Raw genomic sequence first — 22,861 nt, forward strand, 5'->3', positions numbered from 1 at the left:
GAGGCGGTGATCCTCCCAGAACTCGCCGCCGCCTAAACTAAAACAACTGACCCGCACGGTGTTGAGAAACTCCACCACTCAGCGGGACGTGACCCGGACGGCAGGCGTTCCGCGACCATGTGGGGCGTGAATTCCGCGCGGGCGCCTGGTGATCGGGCCGTACTCGACGGCGCGCAAGCTCCGGACCAGAAATCGATTAGACACGATCGTCAGAGTTCGCAGCGCACTCTGCCACTAGCCTGATCGCATGCCAACTTTCGCCGAACGCATGGGACATCGGGCAGTTCGATCCGTCACCCAAGGTTGCGTCCCTGGTGGTGGCGTAGTTTCCCTGCTTCCGAGCGTCGGATCGTCGACGTGAAGAGCCATCGTGGGATGGTCAGTGAGTAACGACTAAACCACTCACGAAGGACACAAACCACGGTGGCTCTTGACCAGTCTGCCCTGCCCGATCTCCTTGCTCAACTGAAACTAACCGATGTCACCGACCGGATCCTGACGGCGACCGAGACGCTCTATCAGGAGCTGAGTCAGTGTCCGATCGTTTCGCTACTCCGAGGAGCAGCGACTTCTTGATCCCGAGCTAACACCGAGCGGAGAGGGCCAGCGGCTCTGAGCCACACCACCACTGGCTCTCTTCCGCACGATCGGTGGCTCTGAATCGCACGATTGGGTGGCTCTGAAAGCATCAAATACTTCGGCAGTCATCGATCTCGCTCTCGAAAACTCTGTCCAGTCCATCGCGCTCCGCGCCAACCGTTCGACCCCACCAATCAGCGGTGCTTGAGAAAGCTGGACTCGTTCTACAGCCTTCATCTCCGACTGGGAGGTGTCGGGTACTCCGTGTAGCCCGCTAAATCGATTCCCGCTGACTCTGCTCGATTCAAATAACCGAGGATCACATCAACCTGGATGAGAGATAAAACGTCTGGGTTGAATAGAGCAATGTGCGTTCCGAAGGGACATGCGCTAGCGAGAGACAATGACGACCGCAGCTTCGTAAGGAAGTCGCCCAGTTCTTCGAAGGTCAAGTCCTCCGGATCTGGGAAGTTTTCGATACCGCTCTCAAACCACGTGGAACCTGACCGGTGAGCTCCCGTCACGATGATGGGATGGAGATCGAGTAGTTGATCGGACATTTCAAAGCCACGCGATTCTAGTTCGGCGATGTACTCGACCGCGTCTTGGTACCCGTCGGCTGCGAAGGTGTGACGAGTTTGCGTATTTTCGTGTTTCAACCCCACCGAGTGTTCGAATACTACCGACGCGAAAATTTGGGTCTCGTGCGAAGAAACGGATTTGAAGGGCCATACCGAGTAGGTCGGTTCACCGCATTTCCGCCAGAGTTGTCCGTCGATGATTGCCAGTTTGCCAATTTCAGCTCGAATTTCATACCGGGGATCGACCGATTGCATCACCTTTTGGAAACGAAGCGCAGAACGAAGGCATCGATCGATCACGCGAGCGTCCGCGAACTCATCTTTTGCCGCGAGCGAGTAGAGGGTGGACCCGACGACTCTAACGATGGTTTCCCGCCGGCCCGTGCACCAAGAGACTAGATCGCCCGCCTGCCAGTTGCTCGACGTGGTAGCCGGTTCAAAGTAGCAATAGGCAACTGGGGCTTCAACAGAATCGAAAAATGGGATGCTCCCTGCACAGGTTGCCTTCGAATGAATTCCGTTTTCACTCGGTAGGCAGTCGAATTCGTACTGGACTGAGATTTCGCGCAAAGCAACTCTCTAGCAAAAGGAGCGGTTCATGGTCATCTATACCTTAATGGTCCCAATGGCCCTATTCATGGCGCGTGGCAGAGTCGTTATTTCGCTCTCCAAATGCTTTAACACGCGAAAGGAGGAGCCCATGTGGGGCACCGTCCACCACGAAAGGACTCGCTCGGCAATGGTCTTCATTCGAGGCCGGCGAATCTCAAACGCGTTCGAGCAACATCTCGCGGCACCTGTTGTGGAGTAGGACGAACTCTTCAGAGCCCTCGCCGGATAGCGTGTGATCTGCGAACCCGTGGTCCCCGCGAAGGAACCTCTGCACGAAGATGGCTTCCAAATCCGTGAGCTGCCAAGTCTGGTCGTCCATAGTCAGATTCCAAGTATTTTCGATCATCCCGGCAGCTTATTTGCGCGCACGCCAGTAGCAAAGGAATGACCCAATCATGCGGGTCATCGACGCGATCGGATGTTTCGTTGCGGGCACCACTAGGAGCGGTTGGGGACGACCACGGGGACACAGCGACGACGGCGGAGGCGACGACGGGGCGATTTCGCGGGACGGGAGCGCTCGCGGACCGAAGGGGAGCGGGGCGCCGAGACGCTCCGGCGGACACGGCGTCGGCAGGGAAAGGGTGGGAAACGCTCGGCCAGCAGCGTGGAGCAATGTGGCAGAGCCGGCTTGTTGGAAGGAAAGGGGCAGGTCCACCAGGCTATCCGCTGAAGTTGACTATCTGACCATCGGCTGTGTACAGAATCGAGTCCGTGATGGTCGGGGCAGCATCAGTACCGCCGACGTCGCCTTCTATGGTGGCTTGCTGATCGGTGCCGTATTGGTTCGTGACGGTTGCGCTGAGTTTGAAGGTGAAAGTACCGTCCGGATGAGGGGTAGTGATGCGGTCCATGACCCATTGGACTTTTCCACCGTACGTGAACTTGGCCTCCCATTGCATAGCGAGGAACTGTGCCGCAGTGGTCTCGTCGAGAGGGCGGGGGGCGGTCACCGTGGGCGAAGGCGTTGCCGTTGCCGTTGGAGTTGAGGTTGGCGTGGACGCCGGAGTACTGACTGCGGCCGGGACCGCCTTTTGCGTGCTTCCACTGTCCTCGCCGCTCTTCAATACTCCGGCAATGACAAAGAGGCCAACAACCAGCAGGACCCCACCGGCGATGGCCGGCCACAGATACCAGGGTTGCTTCTTCTTCAAACGACGGAAAGTCAGTTCGCTCCGCAACCGGGACACCTGATCTTGGGAGACGAATTCCCAACCGTCTTTCTCCCACTTCGCCCGGCTTCTGGCTTCCAGGCCGCGCATCGTCTTCACGGACATGTTCTTGTACTGTGCGCCGTCGTCAGCCATAAGAGCCCCCTCGCCCCCCCCTGATGGGGCTATTCGTGTTAAAACACCGTGAGCAGAATGAATACGTGGTCCCGCCGCCAGATTCAATGAGGTGCTCTGCGAATGCTTCCGAGTTTGCGACCAATTCTCGGGTCGCGGGATCAGGTTAGCGCGGATCGAGGCGGAGCCCCCGACCAAGGCGAAACGGAACGAGATGCGGTCGCGGGGCGCGTGACGACACGCACGCGGGCGACGAAAGGGCGAGTGACGCGGCGAGACACTCCAGCGGACGAGGCGCCGGCAGGGCGATGACGTCAACGTGTACCTCCGCGGCGGCGCGGGCGACCGTGCGGAGTGGCCCGGCGAACTGGCCGGGGCCTCACTGGCCGAACAGGCGGTCGTGAAGTCGGTGTCCCCATCTTTGATGAGGATCACCACGGTGTCTTGCTTGCTGCGTGTCATGGTTTGTGCCTTTCCTTTTGCGTCGGTCCGACCCGCAGATACCGGACGGAAGAATTAGGCGGCTACGCGGGGAGCGTCTCGCGGATGATGAACGGAACCGCCTTGTCGATCAGGGCGTCGGACCAACCGGCCTTGGATGTCAGCTCACGAAGCAGACCAGCGAGGACCGGAAGCAGGGCGGTGTCGTGGACAACGCCGCCCCCGGCGTTGAAGTACGCCGCAGCCTGACTCGTCCAACGCTGGACCTCCGCCAGGTCCGAACCGTGAGGTACCCGCCCGGCGAAGTCGTATGCGGCATGTAGGAGGCCACCGGCGAACTTCTTCGCTGCGAACTTCTCAGCCGACGCTTCCCGGAACGCGGCCACGCGTGTTCGGTTGACGATCGCCAGCGCGGCCAAGTCGTCCTTCCGCTCCACGTGCCGGAAGAACGCGAAGGTCTCCTCGCTCTTTACGCTGAGTACGGCGGCCAGATCGACGGTCCCCTCCAGGGCACCCGGGAGTTCACGGTGCAGCTCGTCGCGAAGCTCAGTGTTCGCCCGCTTGCTCAACCCAAGCCACTCACCGGCAGGCTGGCCCGAGTAGGCGAGCACCAGGCGGAGCCATGTGCGGCCGCCGGCGATGATGTCATCGGAGTAGTGCCAGGCGGGTGATGCCGCAGTCATGAGGATCGTTGCGAGGTAGCTGTCCTCGGGCGTACCGTCGGCAAGCGCCTGGATCGTGTCGTGATGCAGGTCGGCCCAATCGCGAAGGTCCTCAGTCCCGAGCTTCATCAGCCGGTAGTGGAGGGCGCCACCGCGAGAGGACACACGCCGGATCCAGCGGGCTCGTTCAAGAGCCTTCAAGATCGTGCGTGCGGCCGTTGGGGTGAGGTTCAGTTGGAGGCCGAGCCAATCGCCAGTCACCAGGAGTTTGTCGTAGCCGGTGCGAAGCTGCTGGCCTCCGATCACAGCAACCGCAACGCGCGCTTGAACCTCCTGCCGCTTCGAGGTGAACGTGCCTGGCATGACGGGCGCGACGACGCGCGCCACCATCCGCCGCGCGGTGCTCAGGGAGGAAGAGCTGGCAAGCCAAACCTTCGCTTCGCGTACGAGCTGTTGCCACTGTCCGTCAGTAGTGCAGAGCACCTGCTCGGGTGTCCCGAGCGACACGAGCCAACGCTTGATTGCGGTCGGTGACACATGGTGTGCGAGACCACGAACGAGCACGCGAAGAACGGCAGCGCGAGGGTCCGGGTTGCCGGCTTTGTCACGCAGGGTCTTCAAGAGGAGTTCGGTGAGATCAAGGCGCGCGGGAGCGACCCTGTGGCTCTCGGTGAAGTTGACGGTCAAACGGTCCTCCAAACGACCTGATACAACGTGAAGATCGCTAGGCGAAGCCAGCGCGTATCTTCACGGGTGGTAACAGTGATGTATGCGGCGAACTCCGCTTCACCCGACGCCGCGCGTCGCGCGAGAGATACCGTCAAGAAATCGCACTGCCAGCGCAACGAAACTCACCTCGTAGAGCACCCGCATTGTCTCGGACCGTAGGCGGGGCGATCACGCCGCGCGCAGCGCGGAAGATGGCGGAGCGAAGGACGTGCTGGCGGCGAGCTGGCGGACAGGGGCGGCGACGGCGCGGAGCGGCGTCGGAGCGAAGCGGAGGTGCCCGACGGTTCGAAAGGTTCGGAATCAATTCCATCTGGAGAAGGATCGAGGCGCCCCGGGGTCGCCCGAGGCGACAGGGTGGTTCGCAGACACGGGGCGGACCGCCCCTCAACGCCCCCTCAACGCCCCCACAACGCCCTCGCCGCGCCCTCTGCTCCCACGCCCCCCAAAGCACCGTCATGCTCGCGGCTCACCGCAGTCTCTTCCTGCCGGCCGGCAGGATCCCGTTGAGCTGCGACGTCCAGCGCCTCTCGGTCAGGCTCAGACGTGACCCGGACCTCATGCCTCGCCGACGAGCACCGTGGTGGGTTACAGGTTCACGACCGGCAGGTTAAAGGTGGGGACTCGGCGAAGTCGGTACTTCGGGCTGACCTTTCCGTGCATCACCCATTCATAGGCAATAGCCAACAACTCCTCGCGCGGCAAGAGGCCTTGTTCGTCTGCCTCTGAGTAGGCCCACGGCTCGGCTGTGGTGATCTCCACGCGCCGACCAACCGCGGCGTCCCAGGGTGCCATGACGGCCACATCGTTCCCGTTGCCGATCTCAGCCAAGAGCCGACCGCCGACCTTGGGGCCACCGCCGGTGCACTGAAAGAACCGTTGAGCCGGGTCGACTGCCGCGTCGCGGTACAGGGTCAGGAAGGTGAATTCCTCCTGCACTCCAACCAGCGAGATCAGGCCGAGGGCTTCGCCCCAAGTGCAGATTCCATCTGAGTTGAGTCCCGACCAGCAGAGCCGCTCCGGCGCTACCGCTTCCCGAGTTGCGTCGTCGGGGGCGGTGTCGGGGCGTTCGAGCAGTAGGGACGTCATGCACCCCCATGTGTGCGGCCACCACCCCGCTCCGCGGGCGCATCGCATCGCACCGCCCCGCAGTTGTCGCTTGCCAACTCATTCCGGACTTTGACACGCATTCCGGACAAAACAGGCCGCGACTGCTCCGGGTGTGCCGAACAGATAGGTGACTCCGGAGATAGCTTGACCGAAGGGCGGCCGTCGGCGCCCGCAAGCGGAACCTTCAGCGGACTGATCGGGGGCTGCCGGCTCCTGACCTACGGAGCAGAACCGGGTGCAACGGAGGAGCGAGGTCAGTCGGGGGCATTCTGAGTCGAATTGGCGCCGACCGATTGGTGTTCGGCATTTGCTTAGGTGCTGATTCGAAACTATGTCCCGAGCACGATTCCAGTGTGATGAAAAATAGTTCATTACTCTCTGTCGGCGCCACTGAATCGGCCCGAGCATTCAGCCACCCGCGGAAACCGCATCGGCCGGAACGTACTCTGGCGGCGTATCCGCGTAAGCAAGAGGACTTGCCGTTCCAACCTGCCGCGCATAAGAGAGGTGTGATGATGACAATGAACGAAATCCGCACCTCCCAGGACCCGGTCGTGGTCTACGACGTGATGCGTGAAGCAGCCAATCGACTGGTCGGGGTTTACGCGCAGCGTGCCACAGTCGGCGGGACCGACGACCCTGCGATTCAGTCGATCTCCGCGATTTACGATGAGGTCGAAGCCATCGACCCCAACGACTTGGCTGCTCAAGAGGCTGCCACCGGCGATTTCCGGGCGAGGTACGCGGCTCTTCGTGAATCCTGAAGGCTACGCACTGAGTGCAGCCGAGCTGGATCGAATCTTCTCAAACTTCATAGCGCCCGCCCTGTTTCGGCGGGCCGAGAGATCTGACTCTCCGCTGCTTATCCTTCTCGGAGCCCGGCCTGGTGCTGGCAAGACCCGAGCCGGGGCGACGGTAAGTGCAGCCAGCGGCCAGAAGGTGACCGCGATTGTTGGAGACGACCTGCGTTCGTATCACCCGAGATACGACTTCCTCCTGAACCAGTCGCCGGCGGACATGCCTAACGCGACCGCCCAGGCGTCCTCGGGGTGGGTCGAGCGGTCGATCGAATTCGCCGCTGAGCGAGGAATCAGCGTCCTCGTCGAGGGAACGTTTCGCAACCCGGCGGTCCCGATTGCGACCGCACGTAAGTTCAAGTCGAATGGCTTCTCAGTCCAGGCCGTCGTGGTAGTCGTGGCCCCCGAGGTGAGCAGAGCGTCGATCGCCGGAAGGTTCGTCGAGGATGCGATGCAAGACGGGCAGGCGAGGTTCACATCTGTCCAGGCGCACAACTACGCCTTCCGTATGATTCCGTTCACCCTCGCCGAACTCGCTGCCGCCGGCTCTCCGGTAGACAGGCTCACGCTGCGAAACCGGACGAAAGTGCTCTTTGACAAAAGCCGCGTTGGAGCATCTGCCATCCGTGGAGCTCTATCGGTTGCAAGGGCGGAATGGGACGCTCCTCTCGGCGAGGTGAATACGGCAACGCAGATCGCACTGCTGGATAGGTCACTCAGCTACTTCACCCTCAACCTGACCGACAGCACTGAGGCACAGGAGCTGTTGCGGCAACTGGTTCTCGACCATGAATATCTCGACCTGAGCCGTTCCGGTGACGTCGCCGTCCGGGGCCACTTGCGCGGCGGTGGCGACGTGAAGCCTCATCTTCGGGCGCACCCAGTGTCGCGTGTCCACGACTAATCGCGTACCGCAACAGCCTCCTCGGCCAGCTTCGCCGCCACCATCGCCTGGTGCGGAGCTCCCGAAAGTCACTCGGTCGAGGAATTCTCATCACACTGGAATCGTGCTCAGGACTGGTGATCGATCCGGGTTTCGCAGTCAAGGTGAGAATTTCCCCCATCCCTGAGCATAAGAAAAGGCGAGCACTAAATCCCCTCGCAACGCAGCGCTGCGGACTTCTAACCGCGCGGGGCCGCCTCATACTCCGCGAGCACCCGCGCCCGATACTCAGCTGGATACGTCCGACGTGTCGGCCTCGCGGCCGGATCCACGATCGAACTTTCCGCCTCCGGGGGTCCTAATTCTTCCATGCGGATAATCCGTTCCCCGCCCTCTCAAAGACCTGCCCCACAAACCACGGGGTGTCTCACACCAGCCTGACAGAGAGGGAACGGCGTGTTTCGGGCGAGGCGTTGGTGTCGGCGAACGACGCGAGAAAACGGCTGCGGTCGCCAGACTGAGTTCAATGCGCGCGCACAAAGTATGTATTCTTAGCATGAATAATCATTTATGCTAAGACTGGCCCGCAGAGTCGCGAGCTATGACCCGGTCTGCAACGTTGCGGGCGGGATCACTATCGATAAGGAAGTTGGTAGTCATGCGCAAGACAATTCGCAAAGCGACCATGGCGGTCGCGGTTTTCGGCCTTGTGGTGTCGTTGGCAGCCTGCTCGGGAGGCTCAACGCCAACCGCCACGCCCGCCGCCGCAAAGGGCCCGCTCAAGATCGGCGTCCCCTTGGGGATTACCGGCCCGGCCGCCCTGGTGGGAACTTGGGCACGTGCAGGAGTTGAGGCTGCAGCAAACGAACTTAATCGTGCCGGCGGCATCGGAGGTCGGAAAGTCGAACTGGTGTTCTTGGACACTGAGACCGACCCCACCAAGGCAGTGTCGGCGACGACGCGGCTGATCAACCAGGATCGGGTCGACTTTGTTGTCGGCCCGATGACGAGTGACGAGACGCTCGCGACCCTGCCCATGCTGAGGACGGCGAACATCGCCTCGATCAATGGGTCATCCAGTGGGATCACGCCCAAGAACGCACCGCTGAGCTTCGCGATGCTGCTCAACGCCAGCGATCAGGCCGCCAAAATGGTCGACTTCGCCGTGAAGAAGTACCATGCAAAGCGCATCGCGACGGCGAACTACTCGGCGACCCAGGGCAAGACGGCACACGAGTCGTTCCTCAAAACGCTCGACACGTTTCGCCTCAAGCCGGTCGCTGAGGCGGAGTACGACATCCCGGTCACGGACATGACTCCGCAGTTGCTGTCGCTGAAGCAGGGCAACCCGGACTTCCTGCTGCTCGTCGGGCAGACCGGCAGCGACACCGGGCAGTTCGAACTCGCGCGTCGTGGGCTAAACATGGAGAACATCCCTGCGATCGGCAACTACGCGACTACCTTCGCCGCACAGACGATGGGGGTCGCAGGGCCGAATGCTTACGCGAACCTCAACTCGGTCACGTGGTCCGCTTTCGGCGCGTGCACGGCGAAGAACGTTCGCCCGCAAGCGAGCGGATTCATTGATCACCTGAAGTCCACGCTGAGTACGAAGGCAGCGGCCACCATGTCGTACGACTACGCGGCGGTCTGGCACGACGCCGTCATCCTGCTCGGCGCGGCATATGAGGCAACCGGAGGCTCGGATGGTGCAGCGGTCGCAAAGTGGCTTGAGACCAAGGGTGCTGCGGAAGCAGACAAGAACAAGTTGCTTGTGCACACCGGTTGGGCAATGAGCAAGAAGAACCACTTCCTATTCAACGTTGACTCGCTCGCACTGGTGAACCCGGGAAAGGAAGTTGCTCCAAAGATCTTCCAGCGGATCGACTGCGACTGACCCTCATGATGACTGAGAATGCTGGGCGGAGCTGACGCCCATGGAAGAGACAATCATCATCCTCATTCGCGGGATAGGTGCCGGAGCGGTCTACGCGCTGATTGCGATGAGCCTCAACGTGATCTACAACGCAACCGGAGTCCTTAACTTCGCACAGGGGCAATTGCTCGTACTCTCCGGAGTGATGACATATTTGTTGCTGCCTGCTGGAATTGTCGCCACTTCTCTGCTGTGGTACGGGGTCGGCTTGCTTGTCACGCTTGTGGTGGCAGTGATCGCCGCACTGCAGGGGCTGCTGACGCTGCTCCCCATGCGCCGAGGCTCCGACCAGCATTCCTGGATCATCACCACACTGTCGGCATCGATCATGATTGGCGCCATCCTCGTGCTCGCACTCGGGCCGCGCACACTCATCATGGAAGACCCGTTCGGGTCCTTCGCTCTCGTCGGAACAAAGACACCGCTGGTTTACCTGGTGCTGCTCGCCTTGGCCATCGTGGTCTTGGCCGGCACCCGACTATTCCAGCGCAAGTCGCTAGCGGGCTTGGCACTGAACGCCCTGTCTGAGGACCTGGACGCAGCAAAGGCGAATGGCATGAGGACACTGCGCTTGCAGATCTTCGCCTTCGCCATCGCGGGAGCAATGATGGGTCTGACCGGCTTCGTTGGCGGTTACGTGTTGGAAATTTCCGTAAGTCAGGCGCTGCACTACGTCATCTTCGGATTCATCGTGGCGGTCGTCGGGGGGATCGGCAATAACCTCGGCGCACTCGTTGCTGGGCCGGTTTTTGGCGTCCTGATGATGTTCATCTCATTCCATCTGAGCGGTGACGCGGAAGTGCCGCTCGCGCTCGCGGCATTGGTCGTCGTGCTCATGGTTCGGCCACAGGGAATCTTTGGCCGACCGCACGCAAGGAGGGTCTAATGATGAACAATTTCACCAACCGCGTCGCGGGCGGACGCAAGTCCCTCACCTTCGGTGTTCGGCCGAGCCAACGCGGAGAGCTCGGCATCGCGATGGCATTTATTGTCGGCGCGACCGTCATCTCTGTCGTCGTCGGCAACGTCTATTGGCAGCAGATTATTCTGGTTGCCCTCATCTATGTGATCGCTGCATCTGGCTTGAGCGTCCTCGATGCGCTGGCCAAGCAGATCTCGTTCGGGCAAGGTGCCGTCGTTGGCGTTTCAGCGTACTCGATGGCGCTTGCCAGCGGTGTGTGGGAGTTGCCGTTCTGGCTCGCGGTGGCCATCGGCGTGGCAAGCGGCATGGCCGCCGGGATGCTGATGGCGCTGCCTTCGCTTCGCGTTCAGGGCTACTATCTCGGCTTCGTGACTATGGCCGCTGCAATCGCTCTACCTGAGCTGCTGTTGCTGTTCAAGGATCAGACCAACGCACTGACCGGGGTGAACGTGTCCGACCTACCCCTCAGCCAACGCCTCTTCGGCACCTTAGATTGGCTCACGATAGTGATCATGGTCCTTGCCGTCGCTGCAGTGCTTCTTATCGCAGTACTGCGGTCGTCCAAGTTCGGTCGACAGCTTTTACTTGCTGGCACCAGCTCGGAGGCCGCGTCGACACTGGGATTGAAACCGGGGCGCCTGCGCCTCCAAGCGTTCGCGATCGCTGCGGCCACTGGTTCCGTGGCCGGCGTGCTCTATGTCTGTCTGATTAAGTACGTTGCGCCCAGCTCGTTCACGCTGTCGCTATCAATCCTGCTGTTCTTCATTGTCGTGATCGGCGGCCCGGGTTCTATTGCTGGCACGGTCTTGGGCGTCGCAGTCCTCTATATCGTCCCAGATGTGCTTCTTGCGAACTTCGTGGACTACCGACTCCTGATCTACGGTGTAATCGCATTCGCTGTCATGTTCTGGATGCCGGAGGGTTTGGCAGTGGGCATAAAGCGATTGTTCCACTCGATGAGGCGAAAGCCGATCGCGGTCCCGGAAGGCCTGACCTCCCTGGAGCCGATCATCGAAGCGGCGGCGGCCGCAGGCGTGGCGAAGCCATCTCGTGGAGAGCCCGTCCTGAGTGTGTCGGGCGTCTCCCGCAAATTTAATGCGGTGGTGGCTCTGGACGACGTCAAGCTCGACATCTTTCCAGGCGAGGTTCACGCGATCGTCGGTCCGAATGGGTCGGGGAAGACAACGTTGCTCAACGCGATCTCCGGACTCATCTCGCTGGACTCCGGAGCGATTCGTATCGATGGAAACGACGTAACCTCAAAGTCCGCGAGCCGTCGAGCTCGCCTCGGGCTGGGGCGTACGTTCCAGCAGCCGCGCATGCTCGACTCGTTCTCCGCCTGGGAGAATGTCGACCTCGGTCCCGGAAGAGTGCGCGGTACATCAGCATCCTGGCTGGATGGTGTGCTGGCCAACTTCCAGTCGGGATGGGATTCGATCGTGGCCGGGACGCTGCCGCACGGGCAGCGCCGATCGCTCGAGGTGGTTCGCGCGATGCGTGGTGAACCAACTTTGCTTGCTCTTGATGAGCCCGCAGCTGGCCTGTCCCACGCGGAACGAGATCAGTTCGGTCGCCTGCTGAGGCAGATTGCCAGTTCGACTGGCGCCGCCATCCTCATGGTTGAACATGACCTTGAGCTCGTCTGGGGCACGGCAGACCGGATCACTGTGCTGGATCGTGGGCGCGTCGTAGTCACCGGTTCGCCGGCAGATGTCCGGAAGCATCCGGCCGTTGCGAAGCTGTTTGTGGGGGTGGGCAATGCTGAAGGTTGAGGGCGCTAGTGCCGGATACGGTCGCATGACCGTGTTGCGGGACATTGACCTGGAAATTCCAGCAGGATCGATAACTCTAGTTCTCGGACCGAACGGAGCAGGGAAGACCACATTGTTGCGGATGTTGTCGCGCATGATTCGACTGCAATCCGGTTCACTCACCCTCGATGGTGCATCGCTCGCAACGATCTCAACCGAAGACGCGAGCCGGAAGGGGATCAGGCACGTGCTCGAAGGGCATCGTGTGTTCCCTGGGTTGACCGTCGAGGACAACATCCGCCTGGGTCAGATCGGGCTGCCGCGTCCGCGACGGCTATCCACAGACGAGGTCTGCGACCGCGCCTACCAAGTGTTTCCGATTCTGGGTGACAAGCGTCGCGATATGGCCAGGAGCCTCTCCGGCGGTCAGCAACAGATGCTCGCGCTGGCACAGGCATGGTCGTCGCAACCCAGGTTCCTACTCTGCGATGAACCATCCCTGGGTGTCGCGCAGTCCTTGGTTCCTGACATCCTCGAGTTCCTCAAGGGGCGTGCAGGCGAAGGAATGGGCGTGATCCTGGTCGAGCAGTTGATCGATCAGCCGCTCGCGGTCGCGGATTCTCTCGTCGTGATCAAGCAGGGGCGGATCGTGGCGCAGGGATCGCGCGAAGTGATGCCTCACCGCGACGAGTTAGTGGAGATGATGCTCGGTTGAGTTGGATGCCTCGCTCCTGGGGCACTCCCCACGAGTTCGGCTGTTGGACTGATGCCATGAGCGGGCGCGGGACCGAAGTGAGCGAACAAATATTGGACAAAGCAAGGCGATGTTTCAAGGAGGAAGCATGCTCGAAAATCGTGAGTCGACTGCGCGAGCCGCTATCGATCAAGCCAATCTGAACGTTCTACGACTGGCGCTGTACCAAATGACCGGTGATGAAGAACTTACCAAGGTCCGCATTGTTCATGTGCCCGTTCGTGGGGGTGCGTTTTTCGCCTATGTCGTCGCAGAAGAAGATGCGCAACTGGTCAAGGACAAGGCCCTGGCCTACCTCATGATGGATCGAACGGGCACCCCGGTCACTCCTCCCGCGGATGATCGATTGCGCCGGATGATGGCTCTGTTCACGGGTGAGCCGCTTACCGACGGAGAGTTCGCGCTCGGGCGCGAGGAACTCGCGTTCGAGGAGTTCCCCCGCGGCGCGGATTGGAACGTGCAGCGTCCGTCGAATGCGTTGGATCACCAGGTCGTCATAATAGGGGCCGGTGCGAGCGGTATCGCCGCCGGTATCCAGTTCGAGCGTCTCGGGATCCCATACACCATCATCGAGCGCCAGGCTGACATCGGCGGAACCTGGCATCTGAACCATTACCCCGATGCGCGGGTGGACACCAACAGCTACCTGTACCAGTTCAAATTCGAGAAGAACTACCCATGGACGGAATACTTCGCCTCACAGGGCGAGGTCAAGCGCTACCTCGAGCACATCGCCAAGAAGCACGGTGTGTATGACAAGATTCGCTTCAATGTCTCGCTGGACCGCGCGGTGTACGACAACGATCGCCAGTCGTGGGTGCTCGACACGACTGCGGTGGGCGGGGCATCCGAGCAACTCGTCGCGAACTTCGTCATCAGCGGCGCGGGACTCTTCAGCACACCGAAGCTCCCCGATATCGAGGGCATCGAGTCCTTCCAGGGCGAAACCTTTCACACCACAGCTTGGGACAACGACTACTCGGCTGACGGCAAGCGCATCGCCGTCATCGGCAACGGCTCCACTGGCGTGCAGGTCATGCAGGGACTCGCGCAGACCGCGGAGCAGATGTATGTGCTCATGAGGACGCCGCAGTGGATCTCTCCGATGGAAGGGTACCGGGAGCTGATTCCGGATGAGGTCAAGTGGCTTTTCGCGAACATGCCCGCGTACTGGAACTGGTACTGCTACTCAGCGCAGACGACGGCGGCAGGAATGCAGGCCGCGCAAGAGTACGACCGCGCCTGGCAGGCGACCGGCGGGCTGATCGGACCCCGCAACGATGCCCTTCGTTCCGCGTTGACGGGCTACATCCGCACCCGCCTAGGGGACCGCGAGGATCTCATCGAGAGGGTGACGCCGGACTATGCACCTCTGGCTCGCCGGCTCGTTGTGGACAATGGCTGGTACGACTCGCTGCTGAGCCCCAACGTCGAGCTCATCACCGATGGCATCAAGAGAATTCTCCCCACAGGCATCGAGTTCGCCGATGGGCGCACTATCGAGGTGGACACGCTTATCGTGGCGGCCGGATTCGAGGTCAGCAAGTATCTGTGGCCCGCAGAGTATGTCGGCGTCGATGGCACCAGCATGGAGGAGACCTGGGAGATCGACGGCCCGCGTGCGTTCCTCGGGCTGGTGGTGCCGAACTTCCCGAACTTGTTCATGTTCTATGGTCCGAACTCGCAGGCGCGGGCAGGCTCCTTCCTCTCCTGGATCGAGGTCTGGGCGCGGTATGCGGCTCAGGCAGTCGTCGATGTGATCGAGCGCGGCGCCCGCAGCATCGAGGTGAAGCAGGAGGTTTTCGAGCGCTACAACGAGGCGTTAGATGCTGCTCACGAACACCTCATCTGGCAGAACGAGGCACCGGCCGGGCGCAACTATTACATCAACAAGTTCGGTCGACAGAACGTGAACCTGCCCTGGAAGCTGGGGGAGTACTTCCTCATGGTCAATCGCCCGAGGCCTGAACACTTTGACATCGCGTAACCCACCCAGCGGAGATCACCATGGAATTTGAAACACTCACCGTCGAGTGCGACGCCAATGTCGCCACCGTCACGCTCAATCGTCCGCCCGTCAACGCCGTCAGCGCGCAAATGCAGATTGATCTGATCGATGCGTTCTCTCAGCTGTCGGAGGACCGGCAGGTTCATGCGGTTGTCCTTGCTGGTGCTGGAGATCGCGCATTCTGTGGGGGAATCGACCTGAAAGAGCTCGAATCCGGGGTTTCCGGTGGAGGTGATTCGCTTCGGTCGACCACCAACCCCGGATGGCGGTGGCGCGAGGCTCAGCATGTCATCCGTCACTCTGCCGTCCCCGTGATTGCGGCGGTTGAACGCCCGGCCATCGGTGCCGGATTCGGCCTGATCGGGGTCTCTGACCTGATAGTCGCTTCCACGACAGCCTCGTTCGGCCTTACCGAGATCAACGTCGGATTGCTCGGCGGCGCCAGCAAGGCGCTGCGCCTGGTCGGCCCGCACAAGGCACGCATGATGATGTACACCGGGGAACTCCAGTCAGCCGCAGAGTTTTACCGACTTGGTGTGATCGAACGGCTCGTCGAGCCTGGCGGAGCGTTGGCTGCGGCCACCGAAATCGCACGGAGAATTGCTGGCAAGAGCCCGCTGGCGATGCGCCTCGCGAAGGAATCGATCCTTCGCATCGAGACGGACGAGCTCGAGGAGCAATACCGCACCGAGTGGGACTACACCAACCGGCTGCGCGGCTTTAACGACTCGGCGGAGGGGCTGGCCGCATTTCTTGAAAAACGTGAACCGAACTGGACGCTCTCCTGAGCAATTCTGCCGAACGAAGAGGGAATATGATGACAAAGACCATGGAAGGGCAGATCGCCCTGGTGACCGGCGCGGCTCGCGGAATCGGGCTAGCAACCGCTCGGCTTCTTGCTGAAGCGGGCGCCCGCGTCTTCTTGAGTGATATCAACGCCGAGACCGTCCAGCAGGCTGTCGATGAGTCGGACGGCTTGCTGCTGGACTGGGTTGTTCTGGATGTGGCAGACCCGCAATCGGTAAACTCCGCTGTCCGTGAGGTCTCGGACGCGGCAGGCAGGATCGACATTTTAGTGAACAACGCGGGGATCACCGACCGGTCTTACCCCATGTGGGAGACGCCGCTGCCGATGTTCGAACGCATGTGGGCGACCCACTTCATGGGAACGGTGCACTGCTGTCAGGCGGTGATTCCGGGCATGATTGAGCGTGGTTATGGCCGAATCATCAACGTTGCGAGCGTTGCGGGCAAAGAAGGCAATGCGGGCAGCAGCGCCTATTCGTCAGCGAAGGCCGGAGTGATCGGGCTCACCAAGTCGTTGGGCAAGGAACTCGCCCAGACTGGTGTCCTCATCAATACCGTCACGCCCGGCGTCATCAACACGCCGCTCATGGCGGATGCGAGCCCCGAACACATTGCTCGACTTCTCGCCAAGATCCCAATGGGTCGTCCAGGCGAGGCCGAAGAGGTGGGCGAGCTGGTTGCTTGGCTGGCTTCGCCTCAGTGCTCGTTCTCGACAGGTGCGGTCTTCGATATCAGCGGTGGCCGGACCACCTACTGATCGCTGCTATTTGAATTTCAACAAGAGGAGAGACGCATGACAATTTCAATGGACGCAACACCAGTTACCAACTACGCGGAACTCGCTCGACTCGACAGCCGTGTTTTTGTCGTCATCGGAGGCGGCCAGGGCATCGGTCGACAGGTCAGTCACGCACTTGCGCAGTCGGGTGCGCGGGTTGTGGTTGTTGACGCAGTGGGCGAGCGGGCTGCCGCGGTAGCAGCCGAGGTCGACGGTGTGGCCATGGTTGCCGATGTTACGGTTGCCACCCAGGTGGACCAGCTGTTCTCTTCCGTGATGGACGCCGAGGGTCGAGTTGACGGAGTTGTGGACATCGTGGGAATTTCGCGGTTCCTCATGATTGAAGAGACCTCGGAGGAGGATTGGGACCAGCTGCAGACCATCAACCTCAAGCAGGGATTCCTGGTGATCAAGGCGGCCGGGCGCGCCATGCGTAAGTCCGGTGGGGGGGCGATCGTCATGATCAGCTCGATTAGCGGCATCGACGCCGCTCAACGTCACTCCGGCTACGGAGCGGCAAAGGCCGCGCTAATTTCGCTCGTGAAGTCCGCCGCTGTCGAGTACGGACCGTACGGCATCCGGGTGAACTCAGTCGCCCCCGGCGTGATCTGGACTGATCGGATCGGTGGAGCGATCGGTGAGAACCGGCGGGCCGACTGGACTGACGGAACGCCGACGGGCCGCTTGGGCGAGCCGTCCGACATTGCATCCTCGGTGCTGTTCTTCGCATCCGACCTTTCCCAGCACGTGAACGGTCAGACGCTCGTCGTTGACGGTGGGCGCAAGATCAGGTTCGAATATCCCGTCGAGGGCATCTAAGGCGGAATCGGCGGCTCATCGGATTGGTGAGTGCTATCTTTGCAACAATTAGGGTGATCGTTCCCGATAGGTTCCGTGTGGCGTTCGGCGCGAAAGCAATAGCGCATTCTTGAAGGATTTGCGATCAGCGGAGAAGTGATGGCCATGCAGCGACAAAGGGGAGTTCGTATCCCGAAGGCTTCGGACCTCGTCGTCGATGCAATTCGCGCTGACGTGATCGATGGGAAGCTCGCCGTCGGCACGCGGTTGGAGTCCGAGACCGAGATGGCTGAGAGGTTCGGGCTCGGACGAGTCACTGTCCGGGAAGCTCTGCGGTTGCTGGAGCGCGATGGTCTCGTCAGCATTCGACGCGGCCCTAGCGGTGGTATCTTCGTCTCCAACCCAGATATCCGCCAGGTGAGCGAGGCACTCGCGTTGCTGCTGCGCCTACGCAATACGTCGCTAGATGATTTCGCGGTCTTCCGACTGCAGGTCGAGCCGTTCGTTACTGAATTGGCGGCGATCAATGCGACGGAAGGGCAGCGCCAGGCGATCCTCGACATCGCGCGTCAGGACCGCAGCGCCCAACACACGGCGGATCTCCACGACCTTATCGCCGAATCGAGCGGCAATGATCTCTTCGAGTTCACGCTGAAGGCTATGCACGTCGCGCTCGACACGCATTTCCGTGAGGAGCGGATCTCGGCAGCAGACCGTGAAGTGACCCGCAAAGCGCATGAGCGGATTGCCGAGCGGATCGGTGAGCGAGATGCCGCGGGTGCGCGCGCGGCGATGGAGCTCCATCTTTTAAAGTATCGGGAGTACCTCGTGGCGAGCGGGCTGGCGTACGAACCGGTCCTTCCGCCGTTGAACTGATCTCAATCGATCGCGAGGGTCTTGACCTGTGCGCGGCGTGATGAGGCGCGCAAGCGAACGTCGACCGACCCGCCGAGCGCGCAATTCCCTTTCACCGGGAGCCCAGCATGCGCTGTCATGTGAGGGACTTGCGCGATTTGGCATCTCTTAGCATTCATGGTTATGTTTACTATTATCGCTCATGGATCGGATGTCGATAGAGGAGAAGTCAACGTGGATTTGTCATTGACCGCAGCGCAGAGTGCCTTTCGCGATGAGATTCGGGAATGGCTGTACGCGCACGTTCCGCGGGAGTCATTCGGATCGGCCGCCACGCGGGAGGGATTCGAGCAGCACCGTGCGTGGGAGCGAGAGCTTCACGCGGCGGGCTTTGCTGCTGTTCATTGGCCGACCGAATTCGGTGGCCGAGGAATGAATCCGACGGCGACCATGATCTTTTACGACGAGTACCTCGCTGCGGGCGCCCCCGATCGTCTGAACCGTCTCGCGCTCGGGCTGGCCGGTCCCACTCTCATAAACAACGGCACAGACGCGCAGAAGCGGCGATGGCTGGAACCCATGCTGAGATGTGACGACATTTGGTGCCAGGGTTTCAGCGAGCCGGACGCCGGCAGCGACCTCGCTTCGCTTCGCACCAAGGGTGAGGTGGATGGCGATGTTATTCGGGTCACGGGTCAGAAGATATGGACCTCGCACTCACGATTCGCCGACTGGATCTTCGCGCTTGTCAGAACCGACCCTAGCGCTTCTGCGCACAAGGGCATTACGTTCCTGATGATTCCGCGCCACCAGGAGGGAATCGATATTCGCCCTATCCAGCAGATGAACTACGCCGCGGACTTCGCGGAAGTGTTCTTCACGGATGTAGCAGTCCCCATTGAGAACGTCGTCGGCGAACTTAACGACGGATGGAGGGTCGCTATGGGCACGCTCACCCAAGAGCGCAGCAGCAACCTGAACACGGCGGCGCATTTCCAGCAGATGTTGAAGGAGGCGATCGAAACGATTCCCACGGGTCGGCGCAGAGATCCCGCCGTGCGTGAACGGGTCGGACGGTTCTACGAGGAGATCGAGGCGTATCGCTATCTCTCCTTGCGTACTCTCACCGAACTCACGCGAGGGAAGACTCTCGGAGCGCAGTCGATGATGGGGAAGCTGTGGTGGTCTGAGATGCAGACCCGCATCCTCGAGTTCGCCCTCGAGATGATCGGCGAAGAAGCGGAAGTGCTGCGTGACCAGTCCGGCGTAGTCTCTCCCCTCATACAGAGCTACTGGCTGGGCCGCGCTGCGCACATCTATGCCGGCTCGAACGAGATACAGCGAAACATCATTGCCGAGCGTGTCCTCGGCCTCCCGAAAGGCTGATCATGGACTTCGACTTCGATGAGGAACAATATTCGTACCGTGATGCCGTTCGCGACGCGTTCGGTCGTTCGGTGACGCCGGGTTCGGTTCGAGAGGTGTGGTCGCAAGGGCACGCTTATGACGGAAGCCATGGCAGGGTGCTGGCGCAGCTCGACCTGTGGGGAATGCTCGTGGAGGAGCGCTTCGGTGGTTCGGGAGCGAGTGTGCTCGACCTTGCTCTGCCTCTCGAGGAATGCGGGCAATTTGCGGTTGCCGAGCCGATCGTGGAGACCCTTGTCGTTGCACCATTGCTACTTCAGGAGTGGTGCCCCGATTTCCCCGGCGCGGAGACACTTTTGACGGGCATCGCCTCTGGCGAATTTGTCGTCGCGGTCGCGATGGACGGCGCGTCATTGGTCAGCGATGGCGCCCGCGCGGATGCACTAATTGTGATCGATCGCGACGAGATCCACCTTCTACGCACCGGCCAGTTCCTCGCCGCACCTGTCGCCGGGATTGACCCGAGTCGCCGCCTCGCCCGCTGTGAGTTCGTTCTCGACCAGTCGACGCTTGTCACCGATTCGCCGACGATTGCTGCGCGCGCTCGCGCCGCTGTAATGGCGGGCAACGCGGCGCTCGCAGTCGGAGTAGCCGGCCGAATGTGCGAGATGACTCGCAATTACCTATTGCAGCGCGTTCAGTTCGGGCGGGTGCTCGGTTCCTTCCAGGCACTCAAGCATCGCCTAGCCGACGTTGCGGTCGCAGTTGAGGCGGCTCGCTCGTTGACCTGGAATGCCCTCTACCGCGTAAGTACTTCCGACAGCGGAGCCGAATTGGCGGCGACCGCGGCGAAGTCCGCGTCCAACGAGGCACTCGCGATCGCGGGCAGGGCGTCGCTTCAGCTACACGGCGGAGTCGGCTTCACCTGGGAGCACGACCTGCACCTGTGGCTGCAACGCGGCAAAGCGTTGGAGATCGCAAACGGGTCTGCAAGCGAGCACCGTCAGGCGATCGGCTCCTTGATACTGGATGAGGTGGACTCAGCATGAACGCCTCGAGTGCCAGTGAGGCCACCCGGCTGAATTTGGTTGAAGCGCTGCATGGCGCCCAATCGATCGCGATCATCGGTGCCTCGAATGTCGGGACGAAGGCATCGGGTCGGACGCAACGCTATCTTCGTCGGTACGGGTTCCAGGGGCGGATTTATCCGGTCAACCCGAACAGTCCCACGGTGCAGGGCGAAGTGGCATACCCGAGTGTCAGTGCTTTGCCCGAGGTGCCGGACATCGTCGTCATCGTCCTGCCCGCTACAGCGATCGAGCAGGCAGTTCGGGAGTGCGGTGAGGCAGGCGCTTCGCTTGCGATCGTGTTCGCGTCCGGATTCGCCGAGATGGGAGAAGAAGGCGCGAAGGCGCAAGAGTTGGTTGTTCAGGCAGCGCGCAGTACCGGGATCCGCGTTCTCGGACCGAACAGCGTCGGTGCTGTCTCGTTCGGTAACAGCGTCATCACGACGTTCATGACTGGCGTTGATCAGGACCGCTTCGAGCCGGAGGATCACAAGATCGGCTTCGTGTCGCAGAGCGGGGCGATGGGCGGTTTCATACTCAACCTTGCGCAGTCCCAGCACATCGGGGTCGGGACGTTCATCAGCACGGGCAACGAGGCAGACCTTGCGTTGCCCGAGGTCATGCAGCAGCTGGTTGACGAAGGAGAAACCAAGGTCTTACTAGCCTACGTCGAGGGGGTTCGCGACGGCGAAGCGTTCACGGACGCGCTCGCCAGTGCCCTCGATGCGGGCATTCCGGTCGGCCTTCTCAAAGTCGGGCGCAGCGAACGCGGCGCTCACGCGGCCGCTTCCCACACAGGTACCCTCGCGGGATCGGATGTCGTCTTCGACGGACTCTTCCGTGAGCACGGAGCGCAGCGGGCAGAGAGCGTTGAGGACCTCCTCGATCTTGCCCGGGTCTTTTCCAGTCCACGCCGGCCGAAGGGCAACGGTGTCTCCATCGTGACTCTGTCTGGGGGTGCCGGAGTGCTCATGACCGACATCGCGGAGGACTTGGGGCTGTCGATATTCGCGTGGGATGAGCCCTGGCAGGCCCGTCTGCAAGAGGTCCTGCCGACGTTTGCGGCGACCGGCAATCCGATCGATGTCACCGGCGCGATTGCCGCCGATTTGATGATTCTGGATGACGCGGTACGCATCGCACTCGAGAACCCCGACACGGATCAGGCCATCGTCCTGTTGGGCAATCTGGAGCCGGAAGAGGACGCGATCTGCGCGCTTCTGCTCGAACGGGCAGCCAAGAGCGACAAGCCGCTGCTGGTCACTTGGGTAGGCGGATCCGGGAAACCCCAGAAAGTCCTCTCGGCGGGCGGCCTCCCGACCTTCACCGATCCCGCTCGCACGATGCGCGCTGCCGCGGCGTCGGTGCGCTGGGCCATGACCAAGCAGCAGCGGGAGCTGGAACGCGGCGAGTGCCTTCCGGTTGCGGGCATCAAGGCAGCCCGGGAGTTGATCCAAGAGGCAGAGGGCACTGGGACCATCACCCTCGACGAGGTAATCAGCAAGCGGGTCGTCGAAGCGGTCGGGATCTCCGTGGTGGAAGAGTCCCAAGCGCACTCCGCCGAAAATACGGCAGATGCTGCTTATTCGATGGGCTATCCCGTTGTGGTCAAGTTGCTCTCGGACGAGGTTCCGCACAAGAGCGAACTCGGCGTGGTGCGCATGGGACTCCGGGACCGAGCCGCGGTTCTCGAAGCGGTTGCATCGATTCTGGATATCGCGGCGTCGCACGGCGTCACCGACCGACGACTTGTCGTTCAGCGACAGCTGGACAATGACATCGAGATCATTCTCGGGACCTCGCAGGATGACACGTTCGGCACGACGGTTCTCGTCGGCATCGGTGGAGTATCAGCCGAGGTGCTCCCAGATGTACAAGTTCGACTGGCACCCGTCAGCGTAGCTGAGGCGCGTCGCATGATCGAGGCACTTCGCGGGGTCAAACTTCTTCGAGGAGTGCGTGGTCGGCGCGGTGTGGATGAGGGCGCGCTTGCGGAGTCCATCGCGCGACTTTCGAGCTTGGCCGCAGCGCTTTCCGAATCCATCCTCTCGATCGATCTGAATCCGCTGCTGGTGCTCGAGGATGGCCGACCCGTCGCAGTCGATGCGCTTGTCGTCTTGCGTCCATCCGTGGACTAGCGGAA

At 61.3% G+C, this 22,861-nt stretch carries 19 protein-coding genes and 1 pseudogene; 15 read left to right on the forward strand and 5 right to left on the reverse strand.

Annotated features, from left to right (window positions below; genetic code table 11):
* Nucleotides 1-423 precede the first annotated feature (423 nt).
* A pseudogene (locus ABIB54_RS17905) lies at nt 424-555 on the forward strand (IS256 family transposase); the annotation flags it as partial.
* A gap of 257 nt (nt 556-812) precedes the next feature.
* On the opposite strand, the gene ABIB54_RS13130 reads toward ABIB54_RS17905, so the two are convergent.
* From ABIB54_RS13130 to ABIB54_RS13150, 5 genes are all read right to left on the reverse strand, one after another.
* Complete coding sequence (locus tag ABIB54_RS13130) at nt 813-1,730, reverse strand: DUF8359 domain-containing protein (protein WP_354575971.1); 918 nt, start codon at nt 1,728-1,730, stop codon at nt 813-815.
* A gap of 196 nt (nt 1,731-1,926) precedes the next feature.
* On the reverse strand, nt 1,927-2,091 hold the full coding sequence (locus ABIB54_RS13135; RefSeq protein WP_354575972.1) for a hypothetical protein: 165 nt from the start codon (nt 2,089-2,091) through the stop codon (nt 1,927-1,929).
* 343 nt (nt 2,092-2,434) lie between these two features.
* Nucleotides 2,435-3,079, reverse strand: coding sequence for a YPYG domain-containing protein (locus tag ABIB54_RS13140; protein WP_354575973.1), 645 nt, complete (start codon nt 3,077-3,079; stop codon nt 2,435-2,437).
* A 503-nt stretch (nt 3,080-3,582) separates the two neighbouring features.
* Complete coding sequence (locus ABIB54_RS13145; RefSeq protein WP_354575974.1) at nt 3,583-4,848, reverse strand: hypothetical protein; 1,266 nt, start codon at nt 4,846-4,848, stop codon at nt 3,583-3,585.
* Nucleotides 4,849-5,475: 627 nt separating this feature from the next.
* Complete coding sequence (locus ABIB54_RS13150) at nt 5,476-5,976, reverse strand: hypothetical protein (protein ID WP_354575975.1); 501 nt, start codon at nt 5,974-5,976, stop codon at nt 5,476-5,478.
* 542 nt (nt 5,977-6,518) lie between these two features.
* On the opposite strand from ABIB54_RS13150, the gene ABIB54_RS13155 reads away from it, so the two are divergent.
* The 14 genes from ABIB54_RS13155 to ABIB54_RS13220 all read left to right on the forward strand — a co-directional run bounded on the left by ABIB54_RS13155 (nt 6,519) and on the right by ABIB54_RS13220 (nt 22,856).
* On the forward strand, nt 6,519-6,761 hold the full coding sequence (locus ABIB54_RS13155) for a hypothetical protein (protein ID WP_354575976.1): 243 nt from the start codon (nt 6,519-6,521) through the stop codon (nt 6,759-6,761).
* On the forward strand, nt 6,751-7,698 hold the full coding sequence (locus ABIB54_RS13160; protein ID WP_354575977.1) for a zeta toxin family protein: 948 nt from the start codon (nt 6,751-6,753) through the stop codon (nt 7,696-7,698). The genes ABIB54_RS13155 and ABIB54_RS13160 overlap by 11 nt, the downstream gene beginning before the upstream one ends.
* A 637-nt stretch (nt 7,699-8,335) precedes the next feature.
* Nucleotides 8,336-9,574 carry an ABC transporter substrate-binding protein gene (locus ABIB54_RS13165; protein WP_354575978.1) on the forward strand — a complete coding sequence of 413 codons (1,239 nt, stop codon included), beginning with the start codon at nt 8,336-8,338 and terminating at the stop codon, nt 9,572-9,574.
* Between the two features lie 40 nt (nt 9,575-9,614).
* The gene (locus ABIB54_RS13170; protein ID WP_354575979.1) at nt 9,615-10,499 is read left to right on the forward strand and encodes a branched-chain amino acid ABC transporter permease; all 885 of its coding nucleotides are present in this window, start codon (nt 9,615-9,617) and stop codon (nt 10,497-10,499) included.
* Nucleotides 10,499-12,307 (forward strand): branched-chain amino acid ABC transporter ATP-binding protein/permease, encoded by a 1,809-nt coding sequence (locus ABIB54_RS13175; protein WP_354575980.1) that lies wholly within the window; start codon nt 10,499-10,501, stop codon nt 12,305-12,307. The genes ABIB54_RS13170 and ABIB54_RS13175 overlap by 1 nt, the downstream gene beginning before the upstream one ends.
* A gap of 25 nt (nt 12,308-12,332) precedes the next feature.
* A complete protein-coding gene (locus ABIB54_RS13180) occupies nt 12,333-13,001 on the forward strand; it encodes an ABC transporter ATP-binding protein (protein WP_354575981.1) in 669 nt (222 codons plus the stop codon).
* Between the two features lie 127 nt (nt 13,002-13,128).
* The gene (locus ABIB54_RS13185; RefSeq protein WP_354575982.1) at nt 13,129-15,027 is read left to right on the forward strand and encodes a flavin-containing monooxygenase; all 1,899 of its coding nucleotides are present in this window, start codon (nt 13,129-13,131) and stop codon (nt 15,025-15,027) included.
* Nucleotides 15,028-15,047: 20 nt separating this feature from the next.
* The gene (locus ABIB54_RS13190; RefSeq protein WP_354575983.1) at nt 15,048-15,836 is read left to right on the forward strand and encodes an enoyl-CoA hydratase-related protein; all 789 of its coding nucleotides are present in this window, start codon (nt 15,048-15,050) and stop codon (nt 15,834-15,836) included.
* Nucleotides 15,837-15,862: 26 nt separating this feature from the next.
* Complete coding sequence (locus tag ABIB54_RS13195) at nt 15,863-16,612, forward strand: SDR family NAD(P)-dependent oxidoreductase (protein WP_354575984.1); 750 nt, start codon at nt 15,863-15,865, stop codon at nt 16,610-16,612.
* A gap of 36 nt (nt 16,613-16,648) precedes the next feature.
* Nucleotides 16,649-17,452: an SDR family NAD(P)-dependent oxidoreductase gene (locus ABIB54_RS13200; protein WP_354575985.1), complete on the forward strand. Its 804-nt coding sequence runs from the start codon at nt 16,649-16,651 to the stop codon at nt 17,450-17,452.
* Between the two features lie 138 nt (nt 17,453-17,590).
* Complete coding sequence (locus ABIB54_RS13205) at nt 17,591-18,307, forward strand: FadR/GntR family transcriptional regulator (protein ID WP_354575986.1); 717 nt, start codon at nt 17,591-17,593, stop codon at nt 18,305-18,307.
* Nucleotides 18,308-18,532: 225 nt separating this feature from the next.
* Entirely contained in the window at nt 18,533-19,672 is a 1,140-nt protein-coding gene (locus ABIB54_RS13210) for an acyl-CoA dehydrogenase family protein (RefSeq protein ID WP_354575987.1), read from the forward strand.
* Between the two features lie 2 nt (nt 19,673-19,674).
* Nucleotides 19,675-20,700 (forward strand): acyl-CoA dehydrogenase family protein, encoded by a 1,026-nt coding sequence (locus tag ABIB54_RS13215; protein ID WP_354575988.1) that lies wholly within the window; start codon nt 19,675-19,677, stop codon nt 20,698-20,700.
* On the forward strand, nt 20,697-22,856 hold the full coding sequence (locus ABIB54_RS13220; protein ID WP_354575989.1) for an acetate--CoA ligase family protein: 2,160 nt from the start codon (nt 20,697-20,699) through the stop codon (nt 22,854-22,856). Before ABIB54_RS13215 ends, ABIB54_RS13220 begins: the two co-directional genes overlap by 4 nt.
* Nucleotides 22,857-22,861 lie beyond the last annotated feature (5 nt).

It is taken from the genome of Frigoribacterium sp. UYMn621, from assembly GCF_040549525.1.
Classification (GTDB): Bacteria; Actinomycetota; Actinomycetes; order Actinomycetales; family Microbacteriaceae; genus Lacisediminihabitans.

Bases quoted from the DNA above. Each gene is read 5' to 3' on its own strand.
- ABIB54_RS13135 (WP_354575972.1), bottom strand. From the start codon at position 2,091: ATGGACGACCAGACTTGGCAGCTCACGGATTTGGAAGCCATCTTCGTG.
- ABIB54_RS13140 (WP_354575973.1), bottom strand. From the start codon at position 3,079: ATGGCTGACGACGGCGCACAGTACAAGAACATGTCCGTGAAGACGATG.
- ABIB54_RS13150 (WP_354575975.1), bottom strand. From the start codon at position 5,976: ATGACGTCCCTACTGCTCGAACGCCCCGACACCGCCCCCGACGACGCA.
- ABIB54_RS13155 (WP_354575976.1), top strand. From the start codon at position 6,519: ATGAACGAAATCCGCACCTCCCAGGACCCGGTCGTGGTCTACGACGTG.
- ABIB54_RS13165 (WP_354575978.1), top strand. From the start codon at position 8,336: ATGCGCAAGACAATTCGCAAAGCGACCATGGCGGTCGCGGTTTTCGGC.
- ABIB54_RS13170 (WP_354575979.1), top strand. From the start codon at position 9,615: ATGGAAGAGACAATCATCATCCTCATTCGCGGGATAGGTGCCGGAGCG.
- ABIB54_RS13175 (WP_354575980.1), top strand. From the start codon at position 10,499: ATGATGAACAATTTCACCAACCGCGTCGCGGGCGGACGCAAGTCCCTC.
- ABIB54_RS13180 (WP_354575981.1), top strand. From the start codon at position 12,333: ATGACCGTGTTGCGGGACATTGACCTGGAAATTCCAGCAGGATCGATA.
- ABIB54_RS13185 (WP_354575982.1), top strand. From the start codon at position 13,129: ATGCTCGAAAATCGTGAGTCGACTGCGCGAGCCGCTATCGATCAAGCC.
- ABIB54_RS13190 (WP_354575983.1), top strand. From the start codon at position 15,048: ATGGAATTTGAAACACTCACCGTCGAGTGCGACGCCAATGTCGCCACC.
- ABIB54_RS13195 (WP_354575984.1), top strand. From the start codon at position 15,863: ATGATGACAAAGACCATGGAAGGGCAGATCGCCCTGGTGACCGGCGCG.
- ABIB54_RS13200 (WP_354575985.1), top strand. From the start codon at position 16,649: ATGACAATTTCAATGGACGCAACACCAGTTACCAACTACGCGGAACTC.
- ABIB54_RS13205 (WP_354575986.1), top strand. From the start codon at position 17,591: ATGGCCATGCAGCGACAAAGGGGAGTTCGTATCCCGAAGGCTTCGGAC.
- ABIB54_RS13215 (WP_354575988.1), top strand. From the start codon at position 19,675: ATGGACTTCGACTTCGATGAGGAACAATATTCGTACCGTGATGCCGTT.
- ABIB54_RS13220 (WP_354575989.1), top strand. From the start codon at position 20,697: ATGAACGCCTCGAGTGCCAGTGAGGCCACCCGGCTGAATTTGGTTGAA.